Source organism: Bradyrhizobium sp. RDM12 (assembly GCF_051917485.1).
GTDB lineage: Bacteria > Pseudomonadota > Alphaproteobacteria > Rhizobiales > Xanthobacteraceae > Bradyrhizobium.
Genome location: NZ_CM133064.1, coordinates 2,546,097 through 2,566,300, shown reverse-complemented (window position 1 = coordinate 2,566,300; position 20,204 = coordinate 2,546,097). Strand labels below are relative to the sequence as shown.

The 20,204-nt window shown below is 59.8% G+C and carries 17 protein-coding genes and 2 pseudogenes; 9 read left to right on the top strand and 10 right to left on the bottom strand.

Going from position 1 to position 20,204, the window contains the following annotated elements; translation table 11 throughout:
• Positions 1-11: 11 nt before the first annotated feature.
• Together ACTGJ9_RS12390 and ACTGJ9_RS12385 are read right to left on the bottom strand one after the other, a co-directional pair.
• Complete coding sequence (locus tag ACTGJ9_RS12390; protein WP_456677266.1) at positions 12-791, bottom strand: phage Gp37/Gp68 family protein; 780 nt, start codon at positions 789-791, stop codon at positions 12-14.
• A 100-nt stretch (positions 792-891) separates the two neighbouring features.
• Positions 892-1,317: a hypothetical protein gene (locus tag ACTGJ9_RS12385; protein ID WP_456677265.1), complete on the bottom strand. Its 426-nt coding sequence runs from the start codon at positions 1,315-1,317 to the stop codon at positions 892-894.
• A gap of 237 nt (positions 1,318-1,554) precedes the next feature.
• Here ACTGJ9_RS12385 and ACTGJ9_RS12380 point away from each other — a divergent pair, with 237 nt between their 5' ends.
• The 3 genes from ACTGJ9_RS12380 to ACTGJ9_RS12370 are packed head-to-tail and all read left to right on the top strand — an operon-like array spanning position 1,555 to position 3,550.
• Positions 1,555-1,740 (top strand): hypothetical protein, encoded by a 186-nt coding sequence (locus ACTGJ9_RS12380; RefSeq protein ID WP_456677264.1) that lies wholly within the window; start codon positions 1,555-1,557, stop codon positions 1,738-1,740.
• A 57-nt stretch (positions 1,741-1,797) separates the two neighbouring features.
• Positions 1,798-2,649, top strand: coding sequence for a type IV toxin-antitoxin system AbiEi family antitoxin domain-containing protein (locus tag ACTGJ9_RS12375; RefSeq protein WP_456677263.1), 852 nt, complete (start codon positions 1,798-1,800; stop codon positions 2,647-2,649).
• A complete protein-coding gene (locus ACTGJ9_RS12370; protein WP_456677262.1) occupies positions 2,636-3,550 on the top strand; it encodes a nucleotidyl transferase AbiEii/AbiGii toxin family protein in 915 nt (304 codons plus the stop codon). Before ACTGJ9_RS12375 ends, ACTGJ9_RS12370 begins: the two co-directional genes overlap by 14 nt.
• A gap of 353 nt (positions 3,551-3,903) precedes the next feature.
• Here ACTGJ9_RS12370 and ACTGJ9_RS12365 read toward each other — a convergent pair whose 3' ends face one another.
• Entirely contained in the window at positions 3,904-4,983 is a 1,080-nt protein-coding gene (locus ACTGJ9_RS12365) for a nucleotidyl transferase AbiEii/AbiGii toxin family protein (protein WP_456677261.1), read from the bottom strand.
• A complete protein-coding gene (locus ACTGJ9_RS12360) occupies positions 4,980-5,810 on the bottom strand; it encodes a DUF6088 family protein (RefSeq protein ID WP_456677260.1) in 831 nt (276 codons plus the stop codon). The genes ACTGJ9_RS12365 and ACTGJ9_RS12360 overlap by 4 nt, the downstream gene beginning before the upstream one ends.
• A gap of 168 nt (positions 5,811-5,978) precedes the next feature.
• Here ACTGJ9_RS12360 and ACTGJ9_RS12355 point away from each other — a divergent pair, with 168 nt between their 5' ends.
• From ACTGJ9_RS12355 to ACTGJ9_RS12340, 4 genes and pseudogenes are all read left to right on the top strand, one after another.
• The gene (locus tag ACTGJ9_RS12355) at positions 5,979-6,458 is read left to right on the top strand and encodes a recombinase family protein (protein ID WP_456675399.1); all 480 of its coding nucleotides are present in this window, start codon (positions 5,979-5,981) and stop codon (positions 6,456-6,458) included.
• Positions 6,398-6,649, top strand: coding sequence for a recombinase family protein (locus ACTGJ9_RS12350; protein ID WP_456678508.1), 252 nt, complete (start codon positions 6,398-6,400; stop codon positions 6,647-6,649). Before ACTGJ9_RS12355 ends, ACTGJ9_RS12350 begins: the two co-directional genes overlap by 61 nt.
• Before the next feature lie 46 nt (positions 6,650-6,695).
• A pseudogene (locus ACTGJ9_RS12345) lies at positions 6,696-6,767 on the top strand (hypothetical protein); the annotation flags it as partial.
• 24 nt (positions 6,768-6,791) lie between these two features.
• The gene (locus ACTGJ9_RS12340) at positions 6,792-7,043 is read left to right on the top strand and encodes a hypothetical protein (RefSeq protein WP_456675400.1); all 252 of its coding nucleotides are present in this window, start codon (positions 6,792-6,794) and stop codon (positions 7,041-7,043) included.
• Between the two features lie 721 nt (positions 7,044-7,764).
• Here the strand turns inward: ACTGJ9_RS12340 and ACTGJ9_RS12335 are convergent.
• Positions 7,765-8,136, bottom strand: a complete 372-nt coding sequence (locus tag ACTGJ9_RS12335; RefSeq protein WP_456677259.1) for a DUF2934 domain-containing protein — start codon at positions 8,134-8,136, stop codon at positions 7,765-7,767.
• A gap of 214 nt (positions 8,137-8,350) precedes the next feature.
• Between ACTGJ9_RS12335 and ACTGJ9_RS12330 the strand changes: the two genes are divergently transcribed.
• Positions 8,351-8,827, top strand: a complete 477-nt coding sequence (locus tag ACTGJ9_RS12330) for a DUF3833 family protein (protein ID WP_456677258.1) — start codon at positions 8,351-8,353, stop codon at positions 8,825-8,827.
• Positions 8,828-10,414: 1,587 nt separating this feature from the next.
• On the top strand, positions 10,415-11,083 hold the full coding sequence (locus tag ACTGJ9_RS12325) for a LabA-like NYN domain-containing protein (RefSeq protein WP_456677257.1): 669 nt from the start codon (positions 10,415-10,417) through the stop codon (positions 11,081-11,083).
• Positions 11,084-11,767: 684 nt separating this feature from the next.
• Here the strand turns inward: ACTGJ9_RS12325 and ACTGJ9_RS12320 are convergent.
• From ACTGJ9_RS12320 to ACTGJ9_RS12300, 5 genes and pseudogenes are all read right to left on the bottom strand, one after another.
• Positions 11,768-14,863, bottom strand: coding sequence for a multidrug efflux RND transporter permease subunit (locus ACTGJ9_RS12320; protein WP_456677256.1), 3,096 nt, complete (start codon positions 14,861-14,863; stop codon positions 11,768-11,770).
• Between the two features lie 75 nt (positions 14,864-14,938).
• A complete protein-coding gene (locus ACTGJ9_RS12315) occupies positions 14,939-16,132 on the bottom strand; it encodes an efflux RND transporter periplasmic adaptor subunit (RefSeq protein ID WP_456677255.1) in 1,194 nt (397 codons plus the stop codon).
• 1 nt (position 16,133) lies between these two features.
• Positions 16,134-16,835 (bottom strand): TetR/AcrR family transcriptional regulator, encoded by a 702-nt coding sequence (locus ACTGJ9_RS12310; RefSeq protein WP_456677254.1) that lies wholly within the window; start codon positions 16,833-16,835, stop codon positions 16,134-16,136.
• A gap of 232 nt (positions 16,836-17,067) precedes the next feature.
• Positions 17,068-17,880 (bottom strand): annotated as a pseudogene (locus tag ACTGJ9_RS12305) (IS3 family transposase); the annotation flags it as partial.
• Between the two features lie 2 nt (positions 17,881-17,882).
• Positions 17,883-18,839 carry a nucleotidyl transferase AbiEii/AbiGii toxin family protein gene (locus ACTGJ9_RS12300; RefSeq protein WP_456677253.1) on the bottom strand — a complete coding sequence of 319 codons (957 nt, stop codon included), beginning with the start codon at positions 18,837-18,839 and terminating at the stop codon, positions 17,883-17,885.
• Positions 18,840-20,204: the final 1,365 nt, after the last annotated feature.

The following is a 20,204-nucleotide window of genomic DNA, read 5'->3' as shown; positions in this document are numbered from 1 at the left end:
AGGCGTCATTCTCAGAGCGCGAGCGAAGCCTTCGGCATTTCGTCCCAGACCTGATCGCGATATACGCGCCCATTGGCCTTTTTGGAACGACGCTTGTTGTCTTTCCCCCATGTCCCCCACTGCTTAAAGAAGAACGCGGTGTTGTGCATCGCACACTGATCGAAGATTTCATCGATCCATTCTTCACGGATCGGGCGAGCCGATCTTCCGCTTTCTCCGCCGACGATGGCCCAATGGATGTCGCGAAGATCGACTGACCCTACCGGGCCGATCAGCGGCTCAAATGAGATGAAACGGATTGCAGCCGGGATGGTGCGCAAATGATCGATGCGACCCGCGACGTTGGCGCTCTCGACACTGGTGCCGAGCCATACGTTCGGCAGAACTTCGCCGATCTTGGAGCGAACCAGCGCCCCCATCCGCTCCGGACGCTTGGTAAGGATCTGATAGTGATGGTGGGGCGTGGCACGCATGACGGCCCACACTCTCAGGATGAAGGCGTCCGTCACCCGATCATGAAACAGGTCAGACATCGAGTTAACGAAGATTTTTCGCGGCTTCTTCCAGCGCAGCGGAATGTCCAAGGCGGCCTTGTCTTCACGGACCACGCCGTTCCAAACGGTTCGTTTTCCGCTGCGCCGCGTGAGTCCTTTATATTTCGGAACATTCATCGCCTGAAGTCGTCTCGCCATTTCCATGGCATAGCAATTCGTGCAGCCCGCGCTGACGATGGAGCAGCCAGCAACTGGATTCCAGGTGGCGTCGGTCCATTCAATTTGCGTCTCGGCCATGACCATTCCCACATTGTGCTGTCGATGACGTCGTCTGTCGATCACAGCCAATATCAGCTTAACCGTTAATACCGAGTTGGAAGGCGCCGGTCGCGGACGGCTAAAGCCCCGCCCCTTCGGGCCAATGTCGGGGGTCGTCAAGCATGTCGAGAATTGCTTCATCCCGCGAAAACGCACCCGACAGTCGTTCTCTTCCGCGTGCCAGGTTGCGGGACACGGCTGCTGCTTTGGCGATTTTCAATATCCAGCGTTCGAGGTCATGCCCGGATAGAATGGCGTGTCGCGACCCGGCATCATGTTCGAGATATGACTTAAGCGACGCGAAGAAATAATGTGCAGCGGCATCGAGCGGGCTCAGCGCGCTGTTGTGTTTGGTACAGAGACATTTTGCCTGAGGTGGCGCCATGATCTTCGTTTCGCCCGCCTCCAGCCAGGGAACGCCTGAGATCGAAAACTCGCCGTCGCCATCAATACGCGGCAGACGGAATCCGAAATGATGTGTTCGGCCGAGATGGGGGCAACGCATGATCCCAGCTCCTTCATGTAGCATTTTTCGACACGGCCCGTGGCAGGCAGCGTTTTGAGTCCGAGGACAACGGGCGGCTTGTGCCAGCCCTGCCCATTGAAGCAACAGAGGCGCGCGGTCTTCCTCGAGCCGCACGGACATGGCCCGTTTAAGACGGCTTCCCCTTCGCGGTGCGCCGATACCGTTCGTTCATGGTTTGTTCTTTAGCTACTTGCGGGAGCCTGCCTGGCGAGCAACTTGATCGCGGTGTCTGATGGCGGCTTGACCGTCGTGATTGACCAGACGACGGTGATCTGTCACGAGCCGAGCGTGTCGCGCGCAAGCGTGGCAGCTGAAAAGCTCCAAGACCCAGCAGATGCGTCTTTGACCATCTGGTGGCGCCAGTTGGTTTTGGCTATGAGCTTTCTGCATAGTCAGGCTTAGCAAATTTGCAAATTCATAAACTTGCCTTTGGTTTGAAATAATGCCGTATTGCTAAGTATGACTGAGCATTCTGGCGGAAAGTTAAACTTCCTCGAGCATACCCTCCCGGAGGGCCTATTGGTCGATTCCGGGTGGATGACGAAGCATGGTTATTCGACAGGCTTGCGCAGCCAGTATGTCTCGGCTGGCTGGCTGGTTCAGCCGGTGCGTGGAACTTTCAAGCGCCCGCTTGGCACTCTGACGTGGCAAAAAGCTGTCATATCGCTTCAGACGCTGCTTGAGCGCCCCCTGATCGTCGGAGGGCGAACGGCGCTCGAACTGCAAGGCTTTTCGCACTACCTCAGGGCAAATGGGCCGACCGTCGTCTATCTCTACGGTCCGCATCCTCCGCCCGGATGGCTGTCCAAGCTTCCGCTCAAAGAACGCTTCACCTTCCGCAAGAGCACAACGCTCTTCAAAGCCGCCCCCGTGACAAAGGGGCTCAAGAACTACGCCTGGAATGTCCAGAGCAATACCGGGGTCGCCACCGATGAATTCCGGGCAGGACCGTTCAAGCAGATATGGGGCGAGGGCGAATGGCCGCTGACGGTCTCATCGCCCGAACGCGCGTTGCTTGAACTGCTCGACGAGTTGCCGAGCAACGAGAGCTTCCGCCAGGTCGACATGCTCGTTGAGGGCTTGCGCAATCTTGGTCCCCGGAAGCTGCAAAAATTGCTGGACGATTGCAGAAACGTGAAAGTCAAACGGCTGTTCTTCTGGTTCGCTGACCGCCACAACCATTCATGGCTGAAGCGGATAGACCGTGACAAGGTCGATTTGGGGAAGGGAAAGCGCATGCTGGTGAAAGGCGGAAAACTTGATCCGAAATACTTGATCACCGTGCCGGAGGATATCAGTGCCCCTGTCTGAGCGCTATCAGCATCAGGTCGCGCTGCTGATCGAAACCCTGCCATTCGTTGCGGCGGAAAAGGATTTTGCTCTCAAAGGCGGGACTGCAATCAATCTATTCGTGCGCGATATGCCGCGCTTATCAGTCGATATCGACCTGACCTACCTACCTGTGGCCGGGCGGCCGGAATCATTGGCCGCGATCGATGCGGGCATGAAAAGAATGGCTGTCGCCATTGCCAAGGGAATTCCGGGCGTCAAAATGAACGAGGTCGTAAACCGCGCGGAAGGCATCGTTACCAAACTGACCCTTCAAAGGGCCGACGCCCAGATCAAGATCGAAGTGACTCCTATCCTTCGTGGCTGCGTCTTCGATCCCGAGATGCGATCCGTGCTTCCGAACGTCGAGGAGAGCTTTGGCTTTGCGGAAACGCAGGTCGTCTCCTTCGCCGACCTCTACGCAGGGAAAATCGTCGCCGCCTTTGACCGCCAACATCCTCGCGATCTTTTTGACATCCGCGATCTTCTGGCGAATGAGGGCATAAGCGACGACCTGAGACGCGCTTTCATCGTCTATCTCATCAGCCATGACCGGCCCATTTCGGAAGTTGTGGTGCCGCGGCGAAAGGATATCCGCCAGGAATTCGAGCACGGCTTCGAGGGTATGACGTCAGACCCAGTCTCGCTGGATGAGCTGTTGAAGGCCCGCGAGGACTTGATCGCCGAGGTATCTGGAAAGATGCCGGAGGAGCATCGGGAATTTCTGATCGGATTCAAGCGCGGGAAGCCGGATTGGGCTCTGTTGGGCGTCGGTGGAGCGGCAGAGCTCCCGGCAGTCCGATGGAAGCAGATCAATCTTGATAAGCTGCGTGCCGCAGATCGCGAAAAGCTTGTGGCCCAGTTGATCGCAGTTCTTAAGTGAGGACCACGGCGGCTCTCACCAGCCTCAAGAATTTCTTCGCATATCACAAATACTCGCGAACCTAGGCTCGCAGTAGGGCTCTGGAGTAGGCTCGGTCGCTATAGGATAAAGCAGGAGCCGTCATCGTATGATAGCGTAGAGAACTCTGGCTTGCCAACATCGCAACACAGCGCCTTGATTTCATTGGGACGTTGGAGGGCTATAGCGTGAACGAGGGTAGATTTAGCTATCCCCTTTCATGGCGAGCCGCAGGGATTTCGGGAGCCGTCGCTTGCGCAGCGGTATTACGATCGCTTCGCCTGCGCGGTTGGCGACTGCCTCTTGCCCTCCGCCGACAACGCCCTCCGACTGCTTCATCGCGCCGCCCCGCGTTCGCGCGCACCCTTATTGTTCAGACGGGTCTCGAGCGAACTGATGCTGGCGAGCACCGCCTCGAAAGCCGGCGGGTCGCCGAAGATCATGCCTTGCATGGCCCGGTAGTCGACACGCAACTGATCGATCATCGCGTCATGCGGGGCGAGCGCGAACGAGCCGGGCGCAGCACTCGCGAGATCGGAGTCGGGTCGATTGAAGAACATCCGGGCATGCGCGACGCAGTCTATGCCGAGCGCCGTGTCCGCGAGGGCGGCTTCGCCGACCGGGTCCCCAGCGAGCATGTGCAAGTCATAATAATGACGGGACACGCGTTGGCCGCCCCCGCGCAGCTCGCCACGCTTGTCGAACCAGCGCCGCAACCCGTGGAGGATCACCACCTTGTCCCAGAAGGTGCGTACGGGATCGACCGTGCGCACGGCCGGAACAGTCAGATCGAGCGCCGGCAGATCATCGTCAACATAAGGTTTGATCGGCACTTCGCTGTTCGGGTCGAGCGCGGATTTGGCGCCCGACTCGATCTTGATCGCCGCCCGCACATAGTCCGATCGCGGCGTCGCCGCGGGATACCAGATCAGAAGGGTCTGTCCGTCAGCATCGGCGTCGTCGGCTTCAACCCGTGCCGCCCCCGCATCGAGGCCGCTGGCTCGGAGCCGGTCCTCTAGGATCGCGGTCAACTCGCCGCGCAGCGGGCCATTGATATAGGCTTGGCAGGCCTCCTTGATCGCATCGAGGCGCGCCCGGCGCTTATTGCCGCTCAACGCGTCAAGCTCCTCAATCGTCGCCGGCTCGCCGATATCGTCCCGAAACACCGTGACATCGATGTCTTCGGAGAAGCGGTTGATCAGCCCGAATCCCTTGGACAGGGACGTTCCACCTTTGAAGAGGAGACGGGGTCCGCCCTCCTTCAGGCCATTGAACAAGGCATCCAGCGTCCAGCAGACCCAGAAGTCCTTCTCGATATTCTGGGAGGCCGTGCCGAGGCGCAGCGCCGTCGTATCGAAGGCGCTCAACATCGCGTCCGACCCGGCCGCGAGAACCTCATCGAAAGCCGGGTTCATGCCTCCGTCCTCCGGGCTGCGCCACGATTGGCGGCTGGTTTCTTTTGGGTGGAGCGCGGCGTCGGCTTCGAACGTGCAGTGGCGGCGTGGCGCTGATCATCATCGCCGTCACTTTGTCCATGATGGCGATCGGCGCTAGCATGATCAGCATCATCGTCGATCGGCCGGCGGCCAATGCCGGCGGCATCAGCGTCGGCTTCGATGAGTGGCTTGAGAAACACCCGCATCCATGTCGGAATAGCCGACAGACCCGCAGTGAGATCGGCCTTGAGCGGCCCCGCCGTCGGATCCTCGAAAAGCTTGGCGAGCTTGTGCTTGATCTGATCGCTCTCGCCTTCACGAACCAGGAGATCGCGCAGCCAGTGAAGCGCTTGCACGACCCGCATGGCCGGTCGGCCGGCCCAGAACAGCTTGCTGGCCGCGGTTGGACGAAAAGTGATCGTCACGTTCCCAAGCTTGATCGCGCGGCGCCGCGCGTCGGTGTGCACCACGATTTTGGCCGGGACGGCGTCCGTCAGGCCCAGATCGTTCGCCGCCGTCATGCCGTCGACCAGCATCCGCGTTTGGTCGCGTCGTCCGACGGCGTCGATGACCGAGCGCGGATCGGGCGGGTTGGGTTTCTGGGTGAGCTTGTTGAAGCCAGGCTGATCGTAAAGCCCGCGATCGATCCGCCTGAGGGTTTCGGCCTTCGTCAGCCGCTGCAACGCCTTATCGACGGCGTCCCGGGAGGCGAGATCGACGAAATCACTGGGCGTCCAGACCTTGCGCGGGGCATCCGCCCGGATGCGGTCGAGCATGGCGGCTTTGAGGGGCGAGTCGGTGTTCATGTCCGAAGATTGTAGCACTTTTTCGGACAATGGCAAGCCACCTGTCCGAAATACATATATATGTTTCGGACAGGTATACGATCATCCCGGGAGCAGAAGGTAATCATCCGACCGCTTGACGCTTCCCGCTCTCCGGACAATTCCGACAATGAGGAAGTTTGGCTTGAGTTGGCGCGCACCATCGGACGGCAAATTGTACGGGATGAACAAAGACGGTTTGGGACAGCCGATAAAGGGAATGGCATGACGACAGCATCACCGAAAAGGACGGCGGTGCTATACGCCCGTTATTCCAGCGACTTGCAAAAGGCGACTTCGATTGACGGTCAGCTATTGCTTTGCCGAAAGGTCGCTGAACGCAACAGCCCGGATGTTATCGGTGAATTCGTCGACGCCGCAAAGTCTGGTCTTACGGAAGATGCGCGGGATGACTATCAGCAACTTCTCAGCGGTGTGCGAAACCATGACTTCGACGTGATCGTCGTTGAGCACTTCGATCGCTTGTCGCGCGTTCCCGCAACGATCCAGCGTCTGAAGCAGGTTTTCGAGTTCAACGGCGTTGATCTGGTGGTCATCATGGTCGCGGAATTCTCGACAACAAGCTGTACATCGGCGAGATACATTGGAATGTTCGTTCAACAATTCTGAACCTGGAGACGCAGAAGAAGCAGAGGCGCCGCAATCCGGACGAACGCCACGTCATCGCCAAGAACCCCGAGCTGCGGATCATTCCGCAAGAACTCTGGGATACAGCGCAGAGGGCTCGCAGCGCGCGTGCTGTCCATATGTGGCCCCATCGGCAAGCCGCGACGTCGCCCCGTGATTGCGCGCAACAATAAGCATCCGCTTGCTGGTATCCTCCCGTGCGGCGTTTGCAACGGCCACATGCGAATTGCGCAATCGTCCCGGAATGGAGCGCCGCGGGCCGCATGCGCCGGCGCGCATCACCGAGGCACCTGCGCGCACACCCGAAGCTTTGACATGGACGTTCTACTCGCGGACGTTTCCGCCAAGATCGATGCGAGATTGCTTTCGCCAAGCGAGCGCACTAAGTCCGAAACGCTTCGCCTCCTCAACCGGTTGGAATTCCGATGCACGCTCGATGAACTTGACGATGCAACGATCGAGCGTGAACTCGGGAAGCTTTCCGACGTGCCCAGTGAACAGCTTCACGCATTCCGCGCGCTTCGCACGATGCTTCGGTGGTGGATCGTGTCCCGTGGCGTGGTGTAGCTGGCGGTGATTCACCGCCAGCTACACCACCACCGGGGATACACGACCCGGTGGTGCACGAAACCTCCTCATCGCTACGTCAAGCGCAGTCCGCTCGAAGGCTATCCGGCTCCGGGCAATGACAAGAAACGCAGCCGCATTCTGAGCGACGCCAAGCTCAAGAGAGTGTGGCACGCGTGCGAGGGCTTTTTCGGCGATATGATCCGGCTCATCATTTTGTGGGGATGTCGCAACGGCGAAATACGACGGCTACAGCGAGCCTCGCGTGAAGGTCGCGTGGGTCACCATCCCCCGAGAATTCACAAAGAAAGGGCGCGCGCACGCAATCCCGATCCTGCCGATAGCGCGTGCGATCCTCGATCGACAAGAAAAAATGGGTGATAATTGGCGAGACAAGAATACCGACTATTACTTCCCCGCTCACATCAAGGGTACGCACTTCAACGTGGCTCGCGGGGAACTTAAAAAAAGAGATCGACAAGCGATCAGGTGTGACTGGATGGCAGGTGCGCGATCTTCGGCGGTCCTTCCGATCCATGCTCGCGCGCCTCGGAGTATCGCGCGAGATCGCAGAGATCATGCTCAACCACGTGACAGACCGGGTAAAACCGACCTCACGAGATTTACGACAGGTATGATTACCTGCCCGAGAAACGCGTTGCGCTGCAAAAGCTCGAAGCTCATGAAAACAAATTAGTAGTTGCGTAGGAAGTCCTACGGCTCAGAGGGTATCAGGTGTTTTAAGCTCGTGCTTGATCTGCTCCGCTTTGAGCTGCCGCTCGGCCTCGCACCAGAACTCATCCATGCGCCCTTCCGGCTTCCCGGCTGCTTCCCAGAGCTTATACGCACGTGCTCGTATCTCGTCCTCGTAGGCATGCGTCATGTGAACCTCCCAATGAGGCGCGGCCTCCAAAGCGGGCCTGCTGGTTTGCTCGTATAGCGCGGCGGCTTGGACCTTATCGAGCCTGCCCTTGATCTCATCTACGAACCTTGCCAGACGCTTCGCCGTCGCCTCATCCCTGATCAGGAGAATCGCGCGGTTAGCCAGTTCGATTTGACGTTGCGGCCTTTGAAGTTCTTCTCGATAGGCCATGAGCTGCTCCGGCTGCTTATATGACGCCGCAGAGCGAAGAATGTTCGCGGGTATTACCCGAATGATCCGGGGTCTAAGGAGTTCTTTAGTAGTAATTGTCGCACGGCCGCGTGGCTTGACAACGTGAGGCCCCGTCGTGCTGTGCAGCGCCGATCGGAACCGATTGGTAACAGGAGACTTAGTTTTCGGGAGCATTCCTGAGCGGGATCCGCCAATGGCAATCGACAATTTCAGAGGGACAAGGCCGATACTTCTTCCTGAGCAATTTTTTGTGGGACGGATCGAAGGTTGGGCGGTGGTAGAAAGTCTGGTGGGCGGGTTGCTGAAGCGCGCGACAATCGCGGCGCACGGTGAATTCGAGTCAGACACGCAAATCGTTCTATTCACCGAGACTTACACATTTGATGACGGACATTCTGACACGTTGCATTGGACGATACGAAAAGGCGACGAGGGTAGGTACACCGGATTGGAAAACCGACTAGAAGGCGAGGCCATAGGTGAGCAAGCAGGTTGCGCCTTTCATTGGAAGTACACCCGCGACACCCCGCAAATCGGTGGCAAATCTTTCAAGCTGAACTTCGACGATTGGTTCTATGCGATCGACGATCGCGCCTGCATCGTACGTGGGAGCGCTGGACGTGCGGGCATTCCGTTTGCGACGGCGCACGTAACATATCGGAAGTTATGAACAACCGTCGCGTACTTTCCTGTACTTCCGGGCTATGCGCGCCCGGGGCCGGCGAGCTAGGAACACCGCGCGGGCTGAGCTGCTCACGCGCCATGTCGTCCTGAGATTTTTCGAGCTCCACGTCGTTGATGGGGCGCGGCCCCATGCTCCGTCTTCCCAGGCCCATCCACAGTTAATCTTGCGATTCGCCGCGGGCCGCTCCAGAGCTCGATCACCGGATGCGCTTCGAGGAATTTCAATGATCGACGTCTCGCGTCGCCGTCGTCGCCGCACTCTAGCTCGTAGGTCGCATGCGCGACTCCCCATAGATCGACAGCGTATGCCACGTAACGCATGGTCGTGCACTCATACGGCGATGGCGGGCCGCCTCCGGCAGAAAGACAAAGCTCCTGAATTCACTTCGGATCAGCTTGTTTGTTCCTGCCACTTGCAGAAATCTTGGGCCGACCAAGCGCACGATATGCAATCGCCCAAATGAATGCACCCCTATTAGGTTGGCCGGCCTCTGGCTCGTATAACGCTTTTTCGCGCTGCGAGATTTACGCAGGCTGCTGTTTTGCATTGATCGCTACCCAATGCGTACCCTTACCTACCAGAGAAGCGCGTTGCGCTGCAAAAGCTCGAAGGTCACCTGAAAAAAATATTCAGCTGAGCGATTCCTGATAATATTTTATGTCGGCTAACCAAACAGCCGTGCGCACGGCTCCAACAGGAGTACGTCGCATGACTGTCAAAGCAGTGGTTTGTTTCAAGCGACTTAAGGCTGACTACGGTATCGTTTACTCGCGAACTCATATCGACAGACTCGAAGACGAGAAACCACTCTCATGGAGAATCAGATCCTGGAGTTTTTACGACGTCCCGACCCTCCAGGGATTGCCTATACGAAATTGAAATAGATCGCCGACCAAGTAAGCCGCGAATAGCAAGCGGCGGAAAATGAATTCAGCATCAACGACGCCATGAGGCATGCCAGGGTAAAGCTGCAGTTGAACGTCTAGAACGCCAGGGCTCTGACAATGTTCGCGCTAAAAATCAGCTATGATGCCAGCCTACGCTGCGACTGGTCACGCGAGTGTTTTGCTCTTTGCACCGGACCTGTGTTGGACGGCTTCCATGTCGTCGATCGATAGGGAGCCGAGAGCAGCATCAGGAAAAGCGCCCTGGCTGCTTTATATCTGGCGGCGGCGCGGCTGTCCTCCCATCCTGACATCAGGGTCGTCTCTTCGCAGGTGCACACGCGCCAAGTCCACCTTCGGCCTCGCCGTTCTAAGGCGATATCAAAGATTTTGAGTTGGTCAGGCATTGCGCTGCGAAAGAACTAGGGACGGTCTGAGAATAGTCGAAATGCGTGACCCGATCCACAGGTGCCGACACCCCTTTTTATGCGCCCAGGGGGAATTTTCGCTCGAATGAAGTGTTCGAATTAATCTTGGCGGCGGCTAAACTGTTTGAAGGTTAAAGGACCTCAGTATAGCATCGGGAGGTCCGGCTTTGATGAAAGTTTTTTAGAAGTGCCGCCTCATTGGCGGGTTCAGATATACGCCCCCCGCAGCACGGCACTTCCTCCTCCGGAGATCACGCATCATGTCATCTCCCAGCAAGATTGCGCTCTTCATTGATGGGGCCAATCTTTACGCCACGGCGAAGACACTCGGTTTCGACATCGACTACAAGCGCCTGCTGGGCGAATTTCAGAGTCGCGGTACGCTTCTACGTGCGTTCTACTACACCGCCGTTATCGAGGACCAAGAATTCTCCTCGATCCGGCCGCTGATCGATTGGCTCGACTACAACGGCTACACCGTCGTCACCAAGCCGGCCAAGGAGTTCATCGACGCCGGCGGCCGCCGCAAGGTCAAGGGCAACATGGATATCGAGCTCGCTGTCAATGTCATGGAGCTCGCCGACCATATCGACCAGATGGTTCTGTTCTCCGGCGACGGCGACTTCCGTCCTTTGGTCGAAGCCGTGCAGCGGCGCGGTGTGCGGGTCACCGTGGTGTCTACTATTGCCAGCCAGCCGCCGATGATCGCCGACGAATTGCGCCGCCAGGCCGACATGTTCACCGACCTTATCGAGCTCCAATCCAAGATCGGCCGCGATCCGTCCGAACGCCCGGCCCCCGCGAGCGCGAGTCGCGCCATCAAACGCAGCAATTCCCGCGGCGTGAGACCGTCGCGGGACCGAAGGGAAACGATAGCCTGCTCGAGAAGTGATCCCCGAGCGAGGTCTTCGGAGACGGACGCCACCTAGCCTGGCAAACTCAGATATTGGTTGAGTTTGTTTGCCGGCCCGGAGAATGCGGACGCTTATCGGGATAGGGGAGTCTCGCGACTCCTCCTCCCACACCACCGTACGGGCCCCTATACGGCGGTTCGCTGGATTAAGCGGCAAGAGTTGTTCTGTTGCCGCCGTAGTTTGGATGTCAGCATCGTCGCGCCAGCTTCGACTCCTCTGACAGCGTCAGTCAGGGTTTCACCCCTTGCGGAGGCGCCAGACGTTTCAGCCGCCGAGCGATGCAGCATCGAACAATGGAAGGGTGCAGCTTGGTTGAAAGGGCGCTTGGACTTGGTTCTCATCCTTATAGACCGTACATCAAATCGTTGGTTCTACCGGTGTTCGATCAGGCACCGCACTAGGCTGCTCCGTGCAGGTGCCTGCACGCAGTATCGTTTTTTCGTTCTCCAGAATGTGTAAGGTGTTACTTGGTATTAGGGATGCCTCGTTTCTTGATCTTGAAATTGCGTTAAGGCGCTAGACGCGAGGGCCGATCGCGATGGAGCGAGAACTTGGTATGGATTGTCGTATACCGGTCGGCTAAAGCCAAAGAGGTGAATCTGCAGGCTTTACGCCGAGGGCATAGGATATCTCCTTGCCGGGCGCGTCGGTGGACTTGGACAAGACCGCCTAAGTAAAGCGTTAGACTTTCGCCAAAATCTAAGTCGGCCGCAGCGCTTCGCCGGCGATGTCGAGGTCGCCGATCTGTTTGTTCCGCTCCGAATCCGCCGTCGCGCGATGGTCAGTCGCCAGCACGACATAGACGGCCGGCAGTACGAACAGGGTGAACAGCGTGCCGATCGACATGCCGGCGACGACCACGAGACCGATCGAGAAGCGGCTAGCCGCGCCGGCGCCGGACGCAGTCAGCAGCGGGATCAGGCCGGTGACCATCGCCGCCGTCGTCATCAGGATCGGCCGCAGCCGGATGCGGGCCGCCATTTTGATGGCCGAGCGGCGGTCGAGCCGTTCGTTGACCTGGAGCTCGTTGGCGAACTCCACCATCAGGATGCCGTGCTTGGTGATCAGACCGACGAGGGTGAGCAGACCGACCTGGGTGTAGATGTTCATCGTGGCTGCGCCGAAGAACAGCGGGATCAGCGCGCCCACGATCGCCATCGGCACCGAGATCATGATCACGAGCGGATCGCGCAAGCTTTCGAACTGCGCCGCCAGCACCAGGAAGATGATGATCAGCGCGAACCCGAAGGTGACCGCGAGCTGATTGCCTTCCTGAACATACTGCCTGCTGTCAGCGAGATAATCGTGGCTGAAGCCCTGTGGCAGCTTCTTGGCCTCGCCCTCAAGGAAGTCGACCGCCGCACCGATCGTCACGCCGGGCATTGGCACGGCCGAGAACGTCGCCGAATTCAGCTGATTGTAGTGCGTCAGCGAATTCGGATTGGTCAGGGTCTCGATCGAAACCACCGTCGACAGCGGAAGCTGCTGACCGGTGTTGGTCGTCACGTAATAGCCGCCGAGCGATTCCGGCGAAAGCCGCTGGCCGCGCGGCACCTGCGGGATCACTTGGTAGGAGCGGCCCTCGAGGTTGAAGCGGTTGACGTAGTTGCCGCCCAGCAGCACGGCGAGCGCGCTGCCGACGTTCTGCATGTTGAGGCCGAGATCCTGGGCCTTGCTGCGATCGATCTTCACGGTCACGGTCGGCTGATTGTAGGCGAGGTCGCTGTCGGAGACGATGAACATGCCGCTCTTGCGGGCAGCGTCCTTCAGCTTCTCCATCTGCTCATAGACGGCCCGGAAGCCCGCGGTCGAGCTGATCACCATTTGCACCGGCAGGCCGCCCGGGCCACCCGGCAGCGGCGGCAGGTTGAACGCGAAGGCCTGGACGCCCTCGATCTTGGAGAGCTCGACCTGCACCAGCGGCTTCAGCTGAATAGAGGAACGCTTCCTTTCGTCCCACGGCTTCAGCAGCATGCCGGCCATGCCGCCTTGCGGGCCATTGATGCCGTTCAGCACGAAGCGCAGATCGGTCTCGGAAAATTTCTGGAATTTCTCGTCGAGCTTCTCGCCGTAGAAATCGACATAGTCGATGTTGGCGTATTTCGGCGCCTTGGTCACCGCGAACACGATGCCCTGATCTTCCTCCGGCGCCAGCTCCTTCGACGTGTGCATGTAGAGGAAGCCGACCAGCCCGAGGATCGTCACCGCGAACAGGCCGGTGATCGCCTTGTAGTCGAGCGAGCGGTCAAGCCTGCGACCGTACCAGCGCGTCAGCGCGCCAAACACCCGGTTGACGAGCTTGGCGAAGCGGCCCTCTTCGGTGTTCTTGAGGAGTACGGAGCACATCATCGGCGACAGCGTCAGCGCGATCACGCCTGACACGATCACCGAGCCCGCAAGCGTGAAGGCGAATTCGCGGAACAGCGAGCCGGTGAGGCCGCCGAGGAAGCCGATCGGGGCGTACACGGCGGCGAGCGTGATTGTCATCGAGATGACGGGACCGACGATTTCGCGCGCGCCCTGCAACGATGCCTGAACCGGCGACTTACCCTCTTCCAGATGCCGATGGATGTTCTCCACCACGACGATGGCGTCATCGACGACCAGACCGATCGCGAGCACCATGGCAAGCAGGGTCAGCAGGTTGAAGCTGAAGCCCAGCGCCAGCATCAAGGTGCAAACGCCGATCATCGACAGCGGGATGGTGACGACGGGAATGATGACCGAACGGAACGACGCCAGGAACAGGAAGATCACCACGATCACGATGATCACGGCCTCGCCCAGCGTCTTCTCCACCTCGTCGATCGACGACTGGATGAACTTGGTCGAATCGTAGGCGACCTTCATCTTCATCGACGGTGGCAAATTGCGCTCGAGTTCGGGGAACAGCGTGCGCACGCCCTTGACCAGCGTCAGCGGGTTGCCCTGCGGCGTTGCCTGCACGCCAATGAAGATCGCGTGCTCGCCGTTGAAGGCGACGCTCGCGTCCGTGCTTTGGGCGGCAAGCTCGACGGTGGCGATGTCCTCCATCCGCACGAAGCCGCCGTCCTTGGCTTTGACGATCATCTTCCGGAACTGGTTGACGTCGGTCAGGCTGGTGTTCGTCGAGATGTTGGAAACGATGAGATAGCCCTTGGTCTGTCCCGCCGCAGACTGGAAGTTGTTGGCCGCAATCGCGGACGCGACGTCAGCCGGGGACACGTTGCGGCCAGCCATCTTCACGGGATCAAGCCAGAGCCGCATCGCAAAGGTCTGGCCGCCGAGGATGTCGGCCGACGCGACGCCGTCGACGGTCGACAGCACCGGCTGCACCACGCGCGTCAGATAGTCGGAGATCGCCGAGCCCGACAGTTCCTCGGAGGAGAAGCCGAGATACATCACGGCCGTGGTCTGGCCTGTGGTCTTGGTGACGACCGGATCGTTCGATTCCTTCGGAATCAGATATTTGACCGAATTCGTCTTGGCCAGCACCTCAGTGAGCGCCTGGTTCGGATCGAAATTCAGCTTGATGTAGACCTGGATCGTCGAGGTGCCGAGCACGGAGGACGAGGTGATGTAGTCGACGCCCTCGGCGGAAGCGACCGCCTGCTCGACCGGCGTCGTGATGAAGCCCTGGATCAGGTCGGCCGACGCGCCGGGATAGACGGTCGTGATGTTGATGACCGTGTTCGAAAGGTTCGGATATTGCCGGATCGGCAGCACCATCGCAGCACGCAGGCCGATCAGCAGGATCAGCAGGCTGACGACGACCGACAGGACCGGACGTTTGATGAAAATATCGGTAAGGGCCATCGCGGCGATCTCGATTTCGTTTGGCTAACGAAGCGCATGACCCGGGTGCCGAATCATGCTGCGTCATGTGCGGTGTCAGTAACGCGGCGGCTGCGCCGGGATCTGCGGGGCCGGGTCGGTGGAAATCGCCACCGCGGCGCCCGACTGCAGCTTCAGCTGGCCAACGGCGACGACCTTGTCGCCCGGCTTCACCCCCTTGACGATTTCGACGCGACCACCGACCCGGCTGCCGGTCTGCACGAACGTGCGCACCGCGCTCAGGCTGGTCTTGCCGTCCTCGCCCTTCTTCTCGGTGATCACGAACACCGAGTCGCCGTAAAGCGTGTAGTCGACCGCCGTCTCCGGAACGGTGATCACGGCCGGCTTGTCCGGCAGCACCACTGTCGTGGTCACGAACATGCCGGGCTTCAGGATCTTCTCCGGATTGGAGACCGTCGCCTGCACGCGGATGTTGCGCGTGTCGGCGGCGATCTGCGGCTCGATCGTCGTGATCTTGCCGTCAAACGTGCGGCCCGGATAGGCGTCGACCTTCAGCCGGACCAGCTGGCCAACCTTGAGGTTGCCCGAGTCCTTTTCCGTCACCGTGAAGTTGGCCCACAGCTCCGACAGATCGGTCAGCGAGACGATCGCCGTGCCCGCCGTCAGATACTGACCGACCTCGACCTTGCGGACGCCGAGATCGCCTGAGAACGGCGCGCGGACGAGCTTCTGCGAGATCAGCGCTTCGGTCTTGGCGATGCCGGCCAGCGCCTGGTCATAGGCGGCCTGCGCGGAATCGACGGTTGCCTGCGGACCGAACTGGCGCGACGCCAGTTGCTTGGCGCGGTCGAGCGAGAGCTGTGCGACCGTTGCCTGGGCCTTGCAGTTGGCGAGGTCACCCTGATCGGGCGCGTCGAACAGCTGCACCAGCGGCGTGCCGGCCTCGACATGGGCGCCGGGCTCGAACTTGATCTCGGTGACGCGGCCATTGACGTCGGCGCTGACGTCGACCTGGTGCACAGCGGTGAGACCGCCGACCGCGGTGAGCAGGTTCGGGATCACCTCGGACTTCGCTTCCGCCGCGCTGACGGCGGTCGGCGGCGGCTTGTTGTTGGCGAAGAACTGCTTGATCATCTGGCCACGGAAATAATTGAACCAGACGAGACCACCGACGAGCACACTCAGCAGCGTGCCCACGATGATGAACCACAGCACCGGCCGAACCGGACGCTTGGGAGCTTTGCTGTCGATCGGTTCGCCCGAAATCTTCTGTTCGATTACGATATTCATGTCATGCACTTTCTGCAATCGCAGTCTTGCCGGCACCCGGCGCCAAAGCGCGGCCCAGATGCGAAGCAATTGCGGCGTCGTTAAGTCCGATGCCTCTCAGAAGAAACTCACAGAGCTGGCGCTCCAGATCGTTCGCCTTGCCGTAGGCGAGACAGGGCACGGCCGGCAGCCTGGTCAGCGCCGCCATCACCAGCGAATGATGCGCAAACCAGAACAGGTTGAACGGCTCGCCGGTGCACGGCCGCGCATCGCCGGCGGCGACCGCACGTTCGAGCGAGGCGACGAAGGCCGCTCCGATCAGCGTCTCGATTTTGGCATACAGCAGACGGGCGAATTCGCCATCATCCAGATGGCTCGTGGCCATCAGTCGGAGGCGCTGCGCTTCTTCCTGGTCGGGGCCGCTGGCGATCTCGAGGAAATGGTCGACCATGCCGCGGATCAATTCGACCAGGGCCGCCGTTGACGGCTCGCGCTCGAGCAACTCCATCAATGCCGGGTCAGCCTCGCACTCATCGCTGAGAATTTCGGCGTACAGCGCCGCCTTGGAGAGGAAATGCTTGAACAGCAGCGCCTCGGAAATGGCAGCAGCGGCCGCCACGCTCTTGGTCGTGGTGCCGGTATAGCCGTGTCGGGCGAAGCAGCGTTTCGCGGCTCCGAGGATCAATTGACGCCTCAGGTCGCTCGTCATACGCAATGAACTCATACGAGTGAGTGAGCACTCACCCACTCAAAAGTCAAGCTAATGGTGCAACGCAACCTGCAAGGATATCAAAAAGTTATCCATGATCCCGACCGAAGAGGGCCTGACGTGAGCCGCGCGGTCGGACCCTCGTTGCGCGACTCATAACCATTTTGACGCGCGGAGGCCTAAAATGTTTAGCGCCAGCGCTTCGATGTCCTCTTGGGTATTTGTCAACTGACCTTGCCCCCAAGTTTTATCCAGTCCTGAGTTCGTCCCGGGTGTTGGATTCGCCCGGTTGGGCGGGGTAGCGACGGGAGCTGGCATAGCGCAGCGCCAGATCCCGGCGCGGGTGGCAGGTCATGGCGAACTCGGACGGCGTCTTCCATCCGACCTGCGGGTGTGGTCGTGTAATTGGCTCGCCAGCATCCAAGCGCGACGCGGGCCTGGACCAGTGACGTGAACAGCGTCTCGCTCGACAATTCATCCCGCAGTCGACCGGTGAAGCTCTCGATGAAGGCATTCTGCATGGGCTTGCCAGGCGCGATGTAGTGCTATGCGACACGGCTCTGGTCGGCCCATGAGAGAATGGCGTTGCTGGCGGGTTCGCTGCCGTTCTCGCTGACCACCATGCTGGGTTTACGGCGCTCGATCACCAGCCGGTCCAGCTCCCGCGCCACCCGGATGCCGGACAGCGAGGTGTCGGCCACCAGCGCCAGGCGCTCGCGGGTGCAGTCGTCGACCACGGTCAGGTGCGGAAGCGGCGACCATCCGTGAGCTGATCCGACACGAAGTCGAGCGACCAGCGGTCGTTCGGCGCCATCGGCACCATCGGCGCCCGGGTCCCGATTGCGGCTTGCGACCGCCGCGGCGGCGCACCGCAGCTTCTCTTCCCGGTAGCGCCGGACCAGTTTCTTGTGGTTGATCACGTAGCCCTCCCGCTCGAACAGAACGTGCAGCTGCAGATAGCCGAAGCGGCGGCGCTCCTGCGCGATCGCCCTCATGCGTTGGCGAACGCTGGCCGGATCCTCTGGTATCTCATGGTCATGCGGCAGCAGCCGATGGCTTTATTCACCTAGTCTCTCCACGCGACCGCGCTGCTCGTCTCGTACGTGGCGCCAGCGACTTGTCGCCAGATTTCCAAGCTTTGACATTCTGCGCTTTCCACCGCAGGGCCGGACTGGCTTCTATCGAGGCGCGCACGTTTGCTGGCGCCTCCAGAGAAGACGCATCGATCTCACCCCGATCCAGCACGGCTTCCAAAAATGCGCCCTCCCCCGCTGTGAACTTAAACAGTGGCGCGAGCTTCTCCCGGCATTCGGTCGCGACGCTCTCGATCCACACTGCCGGGCCGCCAAAGCTGCCGAAATACCGATCGTGCAAGCACATGGTCAGCTTGCCGGTAATGTCGCCGACCTCGCATCTGATCGCCTCGGGCGAGGCTGTGCGCCAATCGAAGCTCTTGGCGCTCGCACCGATCATCAAGGTGGCCGCCTTGATCTTCGCCCAGTCGAGAGACGGCATGGCGATGATCCGGTGGGCGTCGAACAGATCGCGCGCGGTGCGCCGCGTGATCAGCGCGACCATCTTGCCGGCGACGATCTCGTGGATATCGAGGACCGGAACATTCCTGGCTTGGTAGGATCCGATTGCCACCGATGGCATGCGATCCACGCCGTAGAGCGGGCCGCGGTAGAGATAATTGATATCGATCTCGATGGTCCCCGCACCGCCCAGCGCATAGGCGTAGCGATAAATCCATTTGCCGCCAGCGTGCTCGGACGGCTCACGCCGCGCGACGTACCCTTTCGATTCCATCAAGCGCTCGATCCGGTCTTCCAACCCCGGCCGGTCGGCGTCCATCTGTTCCTTCTCGACCGCGCCGACATAGTTAACGTCGATATGGACAGAGAGGCGGTCCAGATCGGAATGAAAGACGTTGAGCGCCGTGCCGCCCTTCAAGGCGACGCGCGGCCCGATCAGCGTGTCGGCGCCGATGGCATCGAGAATGTCGATCAGCCGGATCACACGCTCCAGCGTCGCGGGCTGGAGCTGCCGCTCGGCCGCGATGTTCTGAAGCGTTTCTCGCGACGCGACCATCAGACGCCTCCGGTGCCCGCTTCTTGATCAGCGCCACCGCGTCCCTACGTCTTCATGACGTCATCAACCAAACCCGACCCCATCGCCGCGGTCGCGCAAACGTCCTATGAACTCGGCAGAAGTGGTAGAAAGAAGAAGTACAGCGCCAGCATGGCAATGGTTCACAAACCTTCTACGAGACGGTGTCGGTCGCAAACCGACGCATGGACATGCGCATGGTCAGGTTCTCGCGCTCGGCAAACAGCGTGTTGACGAGGGGAGGATCGGGGTTTCCCATGATGGTGTTCTTGATCGCGCCGACGGACTTTGGCGGACTGTGGCGGCCGGGACCGGCCTATTCCGTCGCGAAACACTTGATCAGCATCGCGTAATCGGCATCAAAGCCGCGATCCAAAACGGCCTTCGAACAGGAGCGAGCCGGGCCTTCATCGAGTCAATCCCGGATTATCTGAAGGCGCGTCGGCTGCTTCACAGCCGATGTCTGTGTCGTGCCGGTGCGGTTGAACGGAACCACGTTTCCAGCGGGCACACGCGCGGCCACGGCCTTTTCTGTTCGTCCCACAATACCCAGCGCTCTACGCTCGCTTTTGCCGCGTTCTGATTCTCGTCCACTTGCAAGTATTCGACGCCAACAGGTTCAACGATCGTACAACGGCCATCCACCGCAAGTGCATGTCGATCGGCTGGAGCAACGGACGATCGGCGGAACTGGTCGGAGTTGCATAGCCGATCGTCCGTTGCCGTGAGGTGGGCCGCATAGGCCGCGGGGGTTAGATATTCAGCGACAAGTGGGGGCACTGGAGATTGTAGTCGGCGAACCAGACCAGCGATCTTGGCGCTGGCGTCGTGAGATCGAAGATCAGGGTCTCGTTGAGCAGCTCATCGCATGGTCGTTGAAACTCTCGACGAAGCTGTTCTTCATCGGCTTTCTCGGTGTGACGACGTCGGCGGAGCAATCGTTGTCACTGACGATCCGCTGCTATCTCAGTTCGGCACGGTATCAGCCGACTCCTTGTCTGCAATTGCCCCAGCAAGACCTCCGCCAACGGATTGCTCTGGCGGGAGGGTCGGCAACCGTACCAAGCCGGATACGGAAGCAATGCCCTCGGCATCGGTACCAAGTGCCAAATAAGAGCCTACAAGGTTTGGCAGGTGGCGAACTCAATAATTCTGACTAGCATACCAGCAGGCTCCTCGGTCGCGCATCTCCGAGCAACGTGGCCGGTGCGGAGACGAGACGAAGGATATCAAGGATGGCCTACAAGAGGCACGTCAATCAAAGTGGGCACACCA

Coding starts and splice junctions, on each gene's coding strand:
- ACTGJ9_RS12390 (WP_456677266.1), bottom strand. CDS start 791: ATGGCCGAGACGCAAATTGAATGGACCGACGCCACCTGGAATCCAGTT.
- ACTGJ9_RS12385 (WP_456677265.1), bottom strand. CDS start 1,317: ATGCGTTGCCCCCATCTCGGCCGAACACATCATTTCGGATTCCGTCTG.
- ACTGJ9_RS12375 (WP_456677263.1), top strand. CDS start 1,798: ATGACTGAGCATTCTGGCGGAAAGTTAAACTTCCTCGAGCATACCCTC.
- ACTGJ9_RS12365 (WP_456677261.1), bottom strand. CDS start 4,983: ATGAACCCGGCTTTCGATGAGGTTCTCGCGGCCGGGTCGGACGCGATG.
- ACTGJ9_RS12360 (WP_456677260.1), bottom strand. CDS start 5,810: ATGAACACCGACTCGCCCCTCAAAGCCGCCATGCTCGACCGCATCCGG.
- ACTGJ9_RS12340 (WP_456675400.1), top strand. CDS start 6,792: ATGGACGTTCTACTCGCGGACGTTTCCGCCAAGATCGATGCGAGATTG.
- ACTGJ9_RS12335 (WP_456677259.1), bottom strand. CDS start 8,136: ATGGCCTATCGAGAAGAACTTCAAAGGCCGCAACGTCAAATCGAACTG.
- ACTGJ9_RS12330 (WP_456677258.1), top strand. CDS start 8,351: ATGGCAATCGACAATTTCAGAGGGACAAGGCCGATACTTCTTCCTGAG.
- ACTGJ9_RS12325 (WP_456677257.1), top strand. CDS start 10,415: ATGTCATCTCCCAGCAAGATTGCGCTCTTCATTGATGGGGCCAATCTT.
- ACTGJ9_RS12320 (WP_456677256.1), bottom strand. CDS start 14,863: ATGGCCCTTACCGATATTTTCATCAAACGTCCGGTCCTGTCGGTCGTC.
- ACTGJ9_RS12315 (WP_456677255.1), bottom strand. CDS start 16,132: ATGAATATCGTAATCGAACAGAAGATTTCGGGCGAACCGATCGACAGC.
- ACTGJ9_RS12310 (WP_456677254.1), bottom strand. CDS start 16,835: ATGAGTTCATTGCGTATGACGAGCGACCTGAGGCGTCAATTGATCCTC.